The 13,226-nt window shown below is 72.0% G+C and carries 8 protein-coding genes and 1 pseudogene; 3 read left to right on the top strand and 6 right to left on the bottom strand.

The genetic code is table 11. From position 1 onward, the window contains the following. The first annotated feature begins 45 nt into the window (after window positions 1–45). On the top strand, window positions 46–615 hold the full coding sequence (locus ACGFX9_RS25930; RefSeq protein ID WP_393476499.1) for a DUF2165 domain-containing protein: 570 nt from the start codon (window positions 46–48) through the stop codon (window positions 613–615). Window positions 616–643: 28 nt separating this feature from the next. On the opposite strand, the gene ACGFX9_RS25925 is transcribed toward ACGFX9_RS25930, so the two are convergent. Further along, window positions 644–2,785 (bottom strand): HelD family protein, encoded by a 2,142-nt coding sequence (locus ACGFX9_RS25925; RefSeq protein WP_393476496.1) that lies wholly within the window; start codon window positions 2,783–2,785, stop codon window positions 644–646. A gap of 408 nt (window positions 2,786–3,193) precedes the next feature. On the opposite strand from ACGFX9_RS25925, the pseudogene ACGFX9_RS25920 reads away from it, so the two are divergent. Continuing rightward, a pseudogene (locus ACGFX9_RS25920) lies at window positions 3,194–4,396 on the top strand (glycosyltransferase 87 family protein); the annotation flags it as partial. Here ACGFX9_RS25920 and ACGFX9_RS25915 read toward each other — a convergent pair. Both ACGFX9_RS25915 and ACGFX9_RS25910 read right to left on the bottom strand, forming a co-directional pair. Then, a complete protein-coding gene (locus tag ACGFX9_RS25915) occupies window positions 4,302–5,945 on the bottom strand; it encodes a DNA repair helicase XPB (protein ID WP_393476493.1) in 1,644 nt (547 codons plus the stop codon). The pseudogene ACGFX9_RS25920 and the gene ACGFX9_RS25915 sit on opposite strands and share 95 nt — an antisense overlap. Before the next feature lie 105 nt (window positions 5,946–6,050). Continuing rightward, window positions 6,051–8,600: a helicase-associated domain-containing protein gene (locus ACGFX9_RS25910; RefSeq protein WP_393476491.1), complete on the bottom strand. Its 2,550-nt coding sequence runs from the start codon at window positions 8,598–8,600 to the stop codon at window positions 6,051–6,053. Between the two features lie 573 nt (window positions 8,601–9,173). On the opposite strand from ACGFX9_RS25910, the gene ACGFX9_RS25905 reads away from it, so the two are divergent. Beyond that, window positions 9,174–10,220: a hypothetical protein gene (locus ACGFX9_RS25905; protein ID WP_393476488.1), complete on the top strand. Its 1,047-nt coding sequence runs from the start codon at window positions 9,174–9,176 to the stop codon at window positions 10,218–10,220. A gap of 56 nt (window positions 10,221–10,276) precedes the next feature. On the opposite strand, the gene ACGFX9_RS25900 is transcribed toward ACGFX9_RS25905, so the two are convergent. From ACGFX9_RS25900 to ACGFX9_RS25890, 3 genes are read right to left on the bottom strand one after another with little or no spacing between them, the layout of a single operon-like run. After that, window positions 10,277–11,263: an ABC transporter substrate-binding protein gene (locus ACGFX9_RS25900; protein ID WP_393476485.1), complete on the bottom strand. Its 987-nt coding sequence runs from the start codon at window positions 11,261–11,263 to the stop codon at window positions 10,277–10,279. After that, on the bottom strand, window positions 11,260–12,120 hold the full coding sequence (locus ACGFX9_RS25895; protein WP_393476482.1) for an ABC transporter ATP-binding protein: 861 nt from the start codon (window positions 12,118–12,120) through the stop codon (window positions 11,260–11,262). Before ACGFX9_RS25895 ends, ACGFX9_RS25900 begins: the two co-directional genes overlap by 4 nt. Continuing rightward, window positions 12,117–13,214 carry a FecCD family ABC transporter permease gene (locus ACGFX9_RS25890; RefSeq protein WP_393476620.1) on the bottom strand — a complete coding sequence of 366 codons (1,098 nt, stop codon included), beginning with the start codon at window positions 13,212–13,214 and terminating at the stop codon, window positions 12,117–12,119. Before ACGFX9_RS25890 ends, ACGFX9_RS25895 begins: the two co-directional genes overlap by 4 nt. Window positions 13,215–13,226 lie beyond the last annotated feature (12 nt).

Genomic DNA, 13,226 nt, shown 5'->3' with positions numbered 1-13,226 from the left:
TCCGTGCGGGACGCGATACAACTGGACGGACACGAAGGGGACTTCATGCCGATACCAGCAGACAAGACGCGTCCCGCGGAGCGGATGCTCGCGGCCGGGACGCTGCCCGTCGCCGCGACGCTGCTCACCGGGACGGTGGCGCTCTACATCACACTCGTCGCGTTCGGGAACATCACCGACTTCGACAGCAACCAGCAGTACGTACGCCATGTCCTGGCCATGGACACCACCTTCAAGGACGACGACCTGATGTGGCGCGCGGTGCGGTCCACCGCGCTGCAGGACACCGCGTACGTCGCGATCATCGTCTGGGAAACCCTGGCCGCGCTGATCCTCCTCACGGCGACGGCCCTGTGGGCCCGGGCCCTGCGCCGCCCCGTTGGACTGCGCCGGGCCCGACGGGCAGGGACGATCGGCCTGTTGATGGTCCTCGTCCTGTTCGGGGCGGGCTTCATCGGGGTCGGCGGCGAATGGTTCGCCATGTGGCAGTCGGAGGACTGGAACGGCCTGGACGCGGCCACGCGGGTCGTGACGCTCGCGGGCATCGTGCTCGTCGTCACGCACCTGCCGTCCGCCGGCGCCCCGGCGGACGGCACCGAGGGGCGAGAGTCATGACCCGCGGGCATGCCCGCGGCCCCCTGGCCTAGGGGGCGAGCTGCTCGGGGAGTGCGGCCGAGTGCACGACGGTGAGCCCTGAGACGGCACGGGTCAGCGCGACGTACAGCCGCCGCAGGCCCGTCCGCTCGTCGGGCTCGCCGTCGACGACGGCCGCGGGCTCGTCGAGTACCACGTAGTCGTACTCAAGTCCCTTGGCCAGGGAGGCCGGTACGAGGGTGAGCCGGGTGTCGGGGGTGGTCTCATCGCCGGGCGCGAGATACGTCATCCCGGCCGCTTCCAGCGCCTTGGCCAGCGCGGGAACGCGGGCGTCGGCGGCGATGAGCCCGATGGACCCCTCCTGCTCAAGCGACTCCACGCACGCCGCGACGGCCTCGGCGTCGAGATCCGCCACGCGCCGCACGACGAGCGAACCCGCCGACTCACGCACGGACTTCACCTCGGCGAGACCGGGCGCGATGAAGGGAAGCAGCCGGGAGGCGTAGGCGATGACTTCCCGCGGCACACGGAAACCGGCGGTGAGCTCCTCCACCACCGCGTCGCCCTTCCCCAGATGCGTCAGCGCCTGGGCCCAACTCCGGGTCGCCCAGGGCGTGGTGCCCTGGGCGAGGTCGCCGAGGACGGTGGCGGAACCGGTGGTGCAGCGACGCCCCACGGCGCGGTACTGCATGGGGGAGAGGTCCTGCGCCTCATCGAGCACGACATGCCCGAGGGAGTGCGTCCGGGCCACGAGATCACTGGCCTCGTCGATCAACACGGCGTCGGCGGCCGACCACTTGGCGGCCTTGACGCCACGCACGGGCTTGCTCCAGAGGATCAGCTTCTGCTCGTCCTCGTCGAGGATCCCTTCCGCGTGTACGGCGAGGAAATCGGCGTCGGAGAGAAGCCGCAGGACGAGCTTGGCGGGGTCGACGGGCGGCCACACGGCCTTGACCGCGGCCTTCACCGCGGGGTTGCGGGCCACGGCATCCTGCACGCGGTCGTCGGGGGCCTCGCCCGCCTGCTCCATCCGTACGAGGACGGCGTGCGCGATGCGCTGCGGCAGGGCGTCGCGGGCGGCGCCGTACCGAATGTCGCGGGCGAGCAACTCGCCCACGATCTCCTCCAGTTCGTACGCGGGCACCCGCCAGCGCCGCGACCCGCGCACCACGACGACCGGTTCGCTCGGCATGCTCACATGCGAGCGCAGGGCTTTCCGCAGTACGGCGGCCATGCGGGCATCGCCCTTGACGACGGCAGCGGCGGCATCGTCCGACCCCCGTACCTCCACATGGGCGACGAGATCATCCACGGTTGCCTGCTTGACCTCCAACTCACCGAGAGCGGGGAGGACTTGCTCGATGTAGTGGAGGAAGGACTTGTTGGGCCCGATGACCAGGGTCCCGGTCCTGGCGAGGCGCTCGCGGTGCGCGTACAGCAGATAGGCGACACGGTGAAGGCCGACGGCGGTCTTGCCGGTGCCGGGCCCGCCCTGGACGCAGACGGATCCGCCGAGCCCGCTGCGTACGATCTCGTCCTGCTCGGGCTGGATGGTGGCGACGATGTCACGCATGGGGCCGACGCGGGGCCGCTCGATCTCCTGCTGGAGCAGCTTGCTGGCCTGCTCGACCTCGTCGGCGTCGCTGAGATGCTCGTCCTCGTACGCGGTCAGCTCACCGCCCGTGTAACCGAACCGCCGCCGCAGGCCGATGTCCATCGGCGCCTTTTTCGAGGCGCGGTAGAAGGGCTGCGAGACGGGGGCGCGCCAGTCGATGACCATGGGATCACCGTCGGCGTCGTGGACGTGCCGCCGCCCGATGTAGAACTGCTCGCCCTCCGCGCCTTCCGCCTGGTCGGCGCCGGGGGCGTGGAGATAGTCGAGCCGCCCGAAGAAGAGCGGGGTGTGCGAGAGGTCGGCGAGGGACTTGATCCGGTCGTCGATCTGGCTCTGCAGCACGGCGGCGTTCACCCAGTTCGCGGTGACGTCACGGATGTCGAGCGCCTCGGCGTCCTCACGCATGGCGCGGAGGGCGGAGCGGGATGCGGCGAGGTGGGTGCGTTCGCGGGAGAGGGGGTCGGGGTGGTGGGCGGCGTGCACGGGGTGCCTCCGGCAGGGGGTGCGGGTGTCTTGGGCCGGCCGGTTGCCGACCGGGCCGGCGGCGGGCGGGTTGCACCCGGGCAGACCGGGCATCCTATGGCCCCCCGTTACCGGGGGCCATCGCTTTTCCCCCCGGGGGCGTGCCTTGGGCTCTCCCGCCCACCCACCCGATCACCCCGCAGCGACCTCTGGACGAACAAGCCTTTCCCGCCCACCCACCCGATTGCCCCGCAGCGACCTCTGGACGAACAAGCCTTTCCCGCCCACCCACCCGATTGCCCGGCAGCGCGACCGATTGGCTGCAGTCGGCAGCGCTCGTGAGGGGGTGTGTCGGTATTTCCGCCCGGAGCACGGTTCGCGGCGCTCCGGTGCCGCAGCAACCCATCGGCCACCGGACGATGGCGAGGACGGACATACCGGCGCGCCCCCGCCCCACAGACGGAGCGACCCCGAACCGGCCGGCCGGCCGACCGACCGTAGAGATCCACTAGGGTCAGCGCCGTGAAGAAGCTGCCTGTGATCGCCGCGTCACGCTGCGCTAAGGCCCCGCCGGTAACCGTAGCCCTCCTCGCAGTCTCCCTGGCCGTCCTCGCCGCCCTCTGCGTAGAGCAACGCATCCCCATGGCCGACACCCTCGTCTACCGCGCCGAAGGGGCCGCCGTGGCCAGCGGGAGTGATCTCTATGGGTTCACCGTCACCGAGTGGGAGCTTCCGGCCACCTATCCGCCCTTCGCCGCCATCCTCTTCGTACCCACCACCTGGCTTCCCCTCCCCGCCCTCAAGGTCGCCTTCCTCGTCGGGAACACCGGATTCCTCGCCCTCCTCATCCACCTCTCCGGGCGCCTCGTCGGCCGCGCCGTCACCCCGCGGGCGCTCCTCACCTGCACCGCCCTCGCCCTCTGGCTCGAGCCCGTCTTCCAGACGCTTGTCTTCGGGCAGATCAACCTCGCCCTCGTCTGCCTGATCCTCTGGGACCTCACCCGGCCCCCGGGCGCCATCGGCAAGGGCTTCGCGCTCGGGGTCGCCGCCGGGATCAAGCTCACCCCTGCCCTCTTCATCGCGTACCTCTTCACCACCGGGCGCGTACGCGAAGGGTGCACCGCCCTGGCCGCCTTCGCCGGGACCGTCGCGCTCGGCGCGCTCGTACTGCCCTCCGCCAGCGCCGACTTCTGGACCCACCGCCTCTTCGAGACCGGGCGCGTCGGCAAGGCATGGATCGTCGACAACCAGTCGCTCCAAGGGCTCGTCGCACGTGCTCTGCACGAACCGGAACCCGGCCTCGCGTGGCTCGTGCCCGCCGCCCTCACCGGCATCGCGGGGCTGTGGCTCGCCCGGCGCGCCTCCAGCGAACCCCGTGGCGTGCTCGTCACCGCCTTCACCGCGCTGCTGATCTCGCCCATCAGCTGGTCCCACCACTGGGTCTGGTGCGTACCGCTCCTGGCCCTGCTCATGGCGGAGGGCCGCCCCTGCCTGACCGCGGCGGTGGCGACCCTCTTCACGGCCCGCACCCTCTGGCTGGTCCCCCACCAGGGGAATCTGGACCTGCAACTACCCCACTGGCAGCAGCCGCTCGCCTCGCCCTACCCCCTGCTGGCCGCAACCCTCGCGCTCAGCTGTCGGCCAGCAGCTCGTCCGCGTCCACGATCCGGTACGCGTACCCCTGCTCCGCGAGGAACCGCTGCCGGTGCGCCGCGAAGTCCTGGTCGATGGTGTCCCGCGCCACGACGGAGTAGAAGCGGGCCTCGTGACCGTCGGCCTTCGGACGCAGCACGCGACCGAGCCGCTGTGCCTCCTCCTGCCGGGAGCCGAACGTCCCCGACACCTGGATCGCGACCGTAGCCTCCGGCAGGTCGATCGAGAAGTTGGCGACCTTCGAGACGACGAGAACGGAGATCTCGCCCTCCCGGAACGCGCCGAACAGCTTCTCGCGCTGCGCGTTCGTCGTCTCGCCCTTGATGACCGGCGCGTCCAGGTGCTCGCCCAGCTCGTCGAGCTGGTCGATGTACTGCCCGATGACCAGAGTCTGCTCACCTGCGTGCTTCTTGACGAGCGCCTCCGTGACCTTCCGCTTCGTGGCGGTGGTCGCACAGAACCGGTACTTCTCCTCGGCCTCGGCCGTCGCGTACGCGAGCCGCTCCGAGTCCGTCAGATTGACCCGCACCTCGACACAGTCGGCGGGCGCGATGTACCCCTGCGCCTCGATCTCCTTCCACGGAGCGTCGAACCGCTTGGGCCCGATCAACGAAAAGACGTCCGACTCCCGGCCGTCCTCCCGCACCAGCGTGGCCGTCAGGCCGAGCCGCCGCCTCGCCTGGAGGTCGGCGGTGAACTTGAAGACGGGCGCGGGCAGCAGATGCACCTCGTCGTAGATGACGAGCCCCCAGTCGCGGGAGTCGAACAGCTCCAGGTGCGGGTAGACACCCTTCCGCTTCGTCGTCAGGACTTGGTACGTGGCGATGGTGACGGGCCGGATCTCTTTCCGGGTCCCGCTGTACTCACCGATCTCCTCCTCCGTCAGCGAGGTCCGCTTCACCAGCTCGTGCTTCCACTGCCGGGCGGAGACGGTGTTGGTCACCAGGATCAGCGTCGTCGCCTTGGCCTCGGCCATGGCACCGGCCCCGACCAGCGTCTTTCCCGCACCACACGGCAGTACGACGACACCACTGCCGCCGTGCCAGAACCCCTCGACCGCCTGCTTCTGGTACGGCCGCAGCGCCCAGCCGTCCTCCGCTAGCTCGATGCTGTGGGCCTCTCCGTCGACGTACCCGGCGAGGTCCTCGGCGGGCCAGCCCAGCTTCAGGAGGGTCTGCTTGATCTGCCCGCGCTCGGACGGGTGCACGGCGACCGTGTCCGGGTCGAGGCGCGCCCCGACGAGCGGCTGCACCTTCTTCGACCGCAGGATCTCTTCGAGGACCGGCCGGTCGGTCGACGTCAGGACGAGCCCGTGGGTCGGGTGCTTGGACAGCGTGAGCCGTCCGTAGCGGGCCATCGTCTCCGCGACGTCCACCAGGAGCGCGTGCGGCACGGGATAGCGGGAGAACTCCACGAGCGCGTCCACGACCTGCTCGGCGTCATGCCCGGCGGCCCGGGCGTTCCACAGGCCCAGCGGCGTGAGCCGGTAGGTGTGGATGTGCTCCGGGGCGCGCTCCAGTTCCGCGAAGGGCGCGATGGCACGGCGGCAGGCGTCGGCCTGCTCGTGGTCGACCTCGAGCAGGAGGGTCTTGTCCGACTGGACGATCAAGGGACCATTCACGCGCGCACCCTTTCGGTAAGCCAAACGTCCAGTGTGCCGCATCGGACGGGGTGGCAGGGGTGACGCGGGATACAAGGGCAGGCGGGAGCCGCGGGAGCCGAGCCCTCACTCCGCCAGTTCCGCCACCCCCGTGACCCGGTGCAGCGGGTACGTCCGCACCTCGTCCGCCGTGTGGTCGTACGCCGTGACGAAGCCGCCCTCCACCCGGATCGGGGCGATCACCCGCTGGCTGGCCGAGCCCTCCGCGTTCACGTAGCCGATCCACAGCGCCTCGCCCGTCAGGACCGCCGCCTGCATCGTGGCGAGGGTCTCGGAGGCCGTCGTGCGGGGCAGGGTGTCGCCCGCCTCCGGGGTCGCCTTGCGGGGCGTGGTCGAGGCGAGGTCGCCGGCGCGGATGGCGCGGACCGCGGAGCCGATGAGGGTGGCGTCGGGCAGCGGCGGGCCGTCGTGGACGGGCTCGGGCGCGGTGCGGGGCGGTGAGCGGTGGGCGTGGGCCCGGGTGATCAGTACGTCGCCCTCGGCGCTCTCCGCGGCGGGCGCGAAGCCCATGGAGCGGAGGCCTTCGAGCAGCGCCCCCGGATCGGCCTGCGCGGCGAGCACGGTAGGCGCGAGGCGGCGCAGACGCAGGCCCTGGGAGCGCTTGTCCGCCAGGATCTCGTTCAGGAGGGCCTCGTCGTCGCAGCGTACGTACGCGGAGGCGGCGCCGATCCGCAGGTGGCCGTGTTTACGGGCGACGTCGTCGATGAGGTAGGCCAGCGGCTGCGGTACCGGCGTGCGGGAGTGGGCGGCGAGGAAGGCGTGCAGGTCGGACGCGGACTTGCCCGCGTCGAGCGCCCGCCGTACGGAGCCGGGCGTGAACCGGTACACGGTCGCCCCGCCCTTGGACTCCACGTCGGCGAGCACGGAGAGCGTCTCGGCCAGCGGACGGCCCAGCGGGCCCGGGGCCACGGCGGTGAGGTCCGCCTGGAGCAGGACGTGGTCCAGGGGCTCGGGGAGCAGGGGCGCCAGGAGCCGGGCGGCGCGGGCGGCCGAGGCGGCGAGTTCGGCGGGGGCGGGTGCGGGGGCAGGCGCGGTCTCGGGTGCGGCGGGCTCCGGGGGGGTCTCCTCGCCCTCGGGGCCGAGCAGCGCCCGCCCGTGCGCCGACAGCGCGCCCCGGCCCGTGATGCCGAGCAACTCCGCTTCGTTCAGCGTCCACTGGGCGATCCTCGCCCGCAGCTCCATGGGCGCGCCGGAGGCCGAGGCCCCGGACGACACGCCTCCCCCGGAGGCGCCGCCCCCCGCCGCGCCCCGCGGCGGACGCTCCCACCTCAGGCGGGCAAGCATCGACTCCGGCGTCGGGCTCGCGCCCTCCGGGAGCGTGGTCAGGAGCGTGAGGACCCGGCGCCGGATCTCCGGCGCCGACGAGCGGTCCAGGTGCGGGCCGAGCGCCGACAGTGTGCGGTCCTTGCCGTCCCGGCCGCCGATCAGGCCCGCCGTGCGGGTCGCCGTCAGCCACGCCCTGGCCAGGACCGACCAGCGCTCGGCGGCGGGCAGCTCCTGCCAGTCGTCGTACGCCGGTGTCACCGCGTACCGCTCGTCCGCGTCACCGTCCGTGGCCACGAGGCCCGCCGCGTAGGCCAGTTCGACCCAGAACGCCGCCACCGGCTCCGGTACGTCAAGGGCCACCGCCGTCCGCTTCAGGTCCCGCACGCTCAGGCCGCCCGCGCGCAGGACGGTGGGGCCGCCCTCGTCCCAGTCCTTCAGGAGCTCCTCGATCATGTCGAGCGCCATGTACGCCTGGCTGGCCGCCGCCGCGTCCACAACCTGTGGACGGTGTTCGCGCAGCGGCTCGACGGGCGGCGGCACCGGTACGAGGGCCCGGTGCGCGCGGCCCGCCCGCAGATGCAGGGCGGCCTCCCGGGGGAGTACGACCGTGCCCGGCGAGGTCGGGAGCAGCAGGCCGCGGTCCAGGAGCCAGCGCAGATGCCGGGCCGGGTCGGCGGTGACCTGGCCGTAGGGCGGGCCCCAGACGAGCCGCGAGAGCACCTCGACGGACTCGGCGGGGGCTTCGTCGAGGAGCGCGGACATGCGGGTGCGGTCGGTGAAGAGCTCGGTGAGCGAGCGCACCGCGGAGACCGCGTCGTGCGTGGACGGCAGCCCGGCCGCCGCCACGATGTCCTGCATACGGTTCGGCGACATGCCCGCGGTGGCCTCGGCGACGGTGGGGCCGAGGCCGGTGGGGGAGGGGTACTGCGGGGCGGGGGCGAGGAGTTCGCGTGCGGCGCGGACCAGGCGTACGCGGTCGCCTGCGCCCCAGATGAGCGCCTGCTCCCGGAGGGTGGCCAGGGCCCGCTTCAACGCGGCGTCCACGCCGTTGCCTCCTTCGTCCCCGGCGACCAGCGCGTGCAGCTCTTCGTACGTCGCCGGTTCCGGAGCCACGGCGAGTGCCTCGGCGACCTGCTGGGCGAACCGGTCGAGACGCTCCAGGGCGCGGATGACGGAGGCGCGGGTGGCGGCGCGGGTGGCGAGCTGGGTGAGATCGTTGGGGACGGGGCTGAGCAGATCGGGCCGGGCGTGGAGGAGCGCACCGAGGGACACGTCATCCCGTGACCGGAGCGCCTCGGCGAGGGACCGGGGCGTGTCCGCTGGGCGCTGGGGCTGCTCGTCGGTGCTCATCCGGCTCACGGTAGCGGGTCGGGGGGCTTGGGCGGGGGTGCTGGGGCCCTGGGGCGGGCCGGGGGGGGGCGGTGTCTGTTCGTCGTGGCGGTGTGGTGTGCCCGGGGTGCGGTGTCGGTGTCTGTTCGTCTGTGGGTGCGGGGCCGCGCCGGTATGTCCGTCCTCGCTATCGTCCGGTGGTCGCTGTGGTGCTTCGGCTCCGGAGTGCCGCGAACCGTGCTCCGGGCGGAAATACCGACACGTCCCCTCGCGAGCGCTGCCGACTGCGGGTGTTCGGGGGCCATTCCCCACCCCACTGCGGGGCAATCGGGTGGGTGGGCGGGAAAGCTTGTTCGTCCAGAGGTCGCTGCGGGGTGATCGGGCGGGTGGGCGGGAGAGGCCCCCGGCGAGGGAAGGCAGTACGGCCACCCCGAACGCGGCGGTCGCGAAGACCTTGCCAGTCCATCTCGGGGCGGACAGCGACCCCTCGGGCGTGAGGCGGGAGGGGCCCCGCAGGCCGGAGCCGAACTGGGCGCCCCCGCCAGAAAACGGTACGGTCAAAGCCAGCAACGCAGCCGCCCCGGAGGGGACTTCGTGGGGATCGAGAGCGATCAGCTCGTCTTCGACTATCTGAGCCGCGTCGGAGACCTGGCCCAGCAGCACCAGCTGCCGTCCGGCACCCGTATGCGCCTGGTCTCCGAACTGCGGAACGAGATCGACCGCAGCCGCGCCAAGACCACGGTCGACAGCCCGGCCGCGATACGCCGGATCCTGGACCGCCTCGGCGCCCCGGAGGATCTGGTCGAAGCCGCGGGCTCCGGGGCCGGTGACGTACCGAAGAGCGCCGATCCCCGCCCCGCCGTCCCCACCCAGCGTCGCGCGGAACCCCAGGAACGGCCCAAGCGGCCCCGCCGCCGCGTCATCCCCCGGCCCCGTCCGGCCGCGGAGGAGCCGGAGCCGGCCTGGGAGGACCAGCGCCCGTCCCCGCCCCATCTCGCGGGCACGGACGAGCTGGGGGAGAGCGGCTCGGAGCCGGACTGGTGGCGTGTGGACAGCAGCCCTTTCGGCCTCGCCGACAGCGTTCCGGGTTTCACCGGCGGCGTGGAAATCCCGGAAATCCTCAAGCCCCCGCGCAAGGAGCCCCTCGAAAAGGAGGACCTCGACGCGGAGGAGTGGGAGGACGAGGAGGGAGAGGAGGGAGAGGAGGGAGAGGAAGAGGGCGCGGTCGAAGCCGACGCCCGCCCCCGGCGCCGCATCCGCCTCCGGCGCCCCGCCCCCGCGGCCGTGGTCGAAGCCACGCCCCGCTTCAGCAACCCCCTCCTGCTGCTCGCCGCAGCCCTGCTCACCGTCGGCGCCATCCTCGGCAACTGGCTTGCCCTGGGCGGCGGCTGGCTCCTCGCCTATGCCTCGCGCAGGCTCAGCCGCGCCGAGGCGAAGGGGGCCGTCATCGGGCTGCCGGGGCTCTCCGTGGCGGCCGGGATCGCGTGGCTGTGGGGCAGGAACGAAGGCAAGTGGGGCGAGCCGATCCGCGAGGGGCACATGAGCGACGCGATGGCCGAGACCTGGCCATGGGTGGTGCGCTGCGCGGCCGTCGCCTCCGCGCTCTACCTGGTGTGGAGATCTCAACGCCAACGGCTGTAGCAGCGACTGCTGGACTGGAGGAGGCGCGAGCTCCACGCCCCGAACCCCCGCCCCCCTTACCCCGTCAGCGCCGCCCGCATTTGATCCAGGATCTTGGCCGCCGCCGTATAGCCGATCCCCTGGATCCACAACTCGTCGTCGACCGTGTGGACGTTGCCCTTCTTCACCGCGTCCATGCTCTTCCACAGGCCGCTGCCGGTCGTCCGCGTCTCCTTGGCCTTCGCCGGATCGCCGTACGTCGCCCGGAAGATGACGTCGGCGTCGGCGAGGTCGATCTTCTCGGGGGACAGGTCGTACGAGAAGCCGTCCTTGGCCTTGGCCGCGAGAGCCGGGCGGCCCAGACCCACGTCCTTGAGGAGCGTGGCGATGTAGGTCTGCTCGCCGTAGAGACGTATGTCCGCGCCCTCCACGAAGCGCAGGACGTTGACCTTCGTCGCCTTGGCCTTCTCCGGGCCGCCGACGGCGGCGGTGACCTTCGCGGCGTGCGCCTCGTACTCGGCGACCGCCTTCCTCGCCTCCGCCTTCTTGCCCAGCGCGTCGGCGTGCGTCTGGAAGTTCTTCTGCCAGGGGTAGCCCGTGGTCTCCGTCATGACGGTCGGGGCGATCTCCTTGAGCTGGTCGTACTTCGCCGCGTGCCGGATCTTGCTGGTGAGGATGACGTCGGGGTGCAGGGCCGCGATGGCCTCCATGTTCGGGTTCAGCATCTCGCCGACGTCCTTGATGCCGGCGACCTTGTCCTTGGGCAGGTAGCTCGGGAACCCCTTGGACGCCTCGACGTGCGTGGCCCCGACCGGCTTCACGCCGAGCGTGACCGCGGAGTCCAGCTCGGCGGTGTCCAGGACGACGACGCGCTTCGGGGCGACGGGTACTCGTACGTCGCCCATGGCCGTTTTGACGACGTGCGTCGCACCGGAACGGGAACCCGGACCGGAGCCCGAGTCCGACGAGCCGCAGGCTGAAAGCGTCAGCGCGCCGCTCAGGGCGAGAGCACCGGCGGCAAGGGCACGGCGGCCGTGGGCGGAGGAGTTGGGGCGGGTGGTCATGGCTTGGGGGCCACCTTTCCATCGGATGAGACCGGCGGGCGGGGGCCTGCGGCCCACGGAGCCCCGGGCACCACCAATGGTGAGCCGGTCACCGGGTCCGGCACCACCACGCACTCCAGACCGAACACCTCCTGTACGAGTTCCTCGGTGACGACATCGGCCGGCGTGCCCTCGGCGACGATCCGGCCCGTCTTCATGGCGACGAGGTGATCGGCGTACCGGGCGGCCTGGTTGAGGTCGTGCAGGACGACGGCCACGGTCCTGCCGCGCTCACCCTCATCAGTGGGCGAGGCCAACTGGCGTATGAGGTCAAGGACTTCCACCTGGTGCGAGATGTCGAGATACGTCGTCGGCTCGTCCAGGAGCAGGATGTCCGTCTCCTGGGCGAGCGCCATGGCGATCCATACGCGCTGGCGCTGGCCGCCCGACAGCTCGTCCACGGAACGGTCGGCGAGCGCCGCGACGTCGGTGCGTTCCATCGCCTCCGTCACCGCCTTCTCGTCCTCGTCGGACCACTGCTGCCACCAGTGCTGGTGCGGCTGGCGCCCACGCGCGACGAGGTCGGCGACGGTGATCGCCTCCGGCGCGACGGGTGTCTGCGGGAGCAGCCCGATCTGCTGGGCGATCTTCTTGGTCGGCAGCTTGGCCAGCGCCTCGCCGTCCAGGAGTACCGCGCCGCTCCTGGGCCTGAGGAGGCGGCCGAGGGCGCGCAGAGTGGTCGACTTGCCGCAGGCGTTGGGGCCGACGATCACCGTGACCTTGCCGTCGGGTATCGCGAGGTCGAGGCCGTGCACGACCGTGCGGTCCTCGTAGGCGAGGGTCAGCTCGCGGGCCGTAAGGCGGGCGGCGGCGGTCACTGCGTGCCTCCATTGCGGGCGGAACGGCTGCGGATGCCGTGACTTCGGACGATCAGCCAGATCAGGTACGGGGCCCCGACGGCCGCCGTGAGCACACCCACCGGAAGCTCGGTCGGCGAGAAGAGGCGCCGGGCGAGCAGGTCGGCGACGACGATGATCAGCGCCCCGAGCAGCGCCGAGCCGAGCAGCGGGATCTGCGCGGTCCGGGTAAGACGGCGGGCGATCTGCGGGGCGAGCAGCGCCACGAAGTCGACGGGCCCGGCGGCGCCGGTCGCCACGGAGGCGAGGACGACGCCGAGCAGGACGAGACCGAGACGTGCGTGGCCGAGGCGCACCCCGAGGGCGGTCGCCGTGTCGTCGTCCATGGTCACCGAGCGCTGGGCGCGCGCGGCCCAGAGCACGAACGGGAGTAGCACGAGCAGCGTCCACGCCAGGGGCGCCGCCTCCGTCCAGCCGCGGCCGTTGAGCGAGCCCGTCATCCAGATCTGGGCCTGCTGGGCGACGAGGTAGTCGCCCTTCGTCATGAACAGCGTGGTGATGGACCGCAGGGCGATCGCGAAGCCGATGCCGATGAGCACGAAGCGCGTCGCGTGCAGGCCGCCGCGCCAGGCGAAGACGTACACGAGGGCGGCAGCGGTGATGCCGCCGAGCACCGAGAGGTAGGGCAGGACGGTGGCGGACGTGACCCCGAGGGTCATCGCCCCCACCGTGAGCGCGCTCGCGCCCTGGCTGATGCCGATGATGTCGGGGCTGGCGAGGGGGTTGCGCGCGACGGTCTGGATGAGCCCGCCCGCCACTCCGAAGGCGGCGCCCACGAGGAGGCCGACGACCATGCGGGGTTCGCGCAGCGTTCCCACGACCAGTTCGTCGGGGGACGGCTGCCCGAAGACGACCTTCAGGGCCTGGGTGGGGTGCACGAAGGATTCGCCCACGCAGAGGTACGCGAGGCAGCTTGCGGCCAGGAGCAGGGTCAGTAGTACGGCGGCAGCAGCTGCCCTGCGGTGCACGAGGAACGCGGCTTTCCCGAGCCGAAGTACGGAATACCCGGCTGGACGCAGCTTTGTCGGGCGCCCCGCATCAGGGGTTGTGCCCACCCGTTCCGCCGT

This window comes from Streptomyces sp. NPDC048436 (assembly GCF_043200355.1).
Classification (GTDB): Bacteria; Actinomycetota; Actinomycetes; order Streptomycetales; family Streptomycetaceae; genus Streptomyces.
Note: the sequence above shows the minus strand (reverse complement) of the source record. Positions and strands in the feature narration are given on the sequence as shown.

Excerpts from the sequence above, each read along its gene's own strand:
- ACGFX9_RS25930 (WP_393476499.1), top strand. The coding sequence starts at position 46 with ATGCCGATACCAGCAGACAAGACGCGTCCCGCGGAGCGGATGCTCGCG.
- ACGFX9_RS25925 (WP_393476496.1), bottom strand. The coding sequence starts at position 2,785 with ATGCCCGGTCTGCCCGGGTGCAACCCGCCCGCCGCCGGCCCGGTCGGC.
- ACGFX9_RS25910 (WP_393476491.1), bottom strand. The coding sequence starts at position 8,600 with ATGAGCACCGACGAGCAGCCCCAGCGCCCAGCGGACACGCCCCGGTCC.
- ACGFX9_RS25900 (WP_393476485.1), bottom strand. The coding sequence starts at position 11,263 with ATGACCACCCGCCCCAACTCCTCCGCCCACGGCCGCCGTGCCCTTGCC.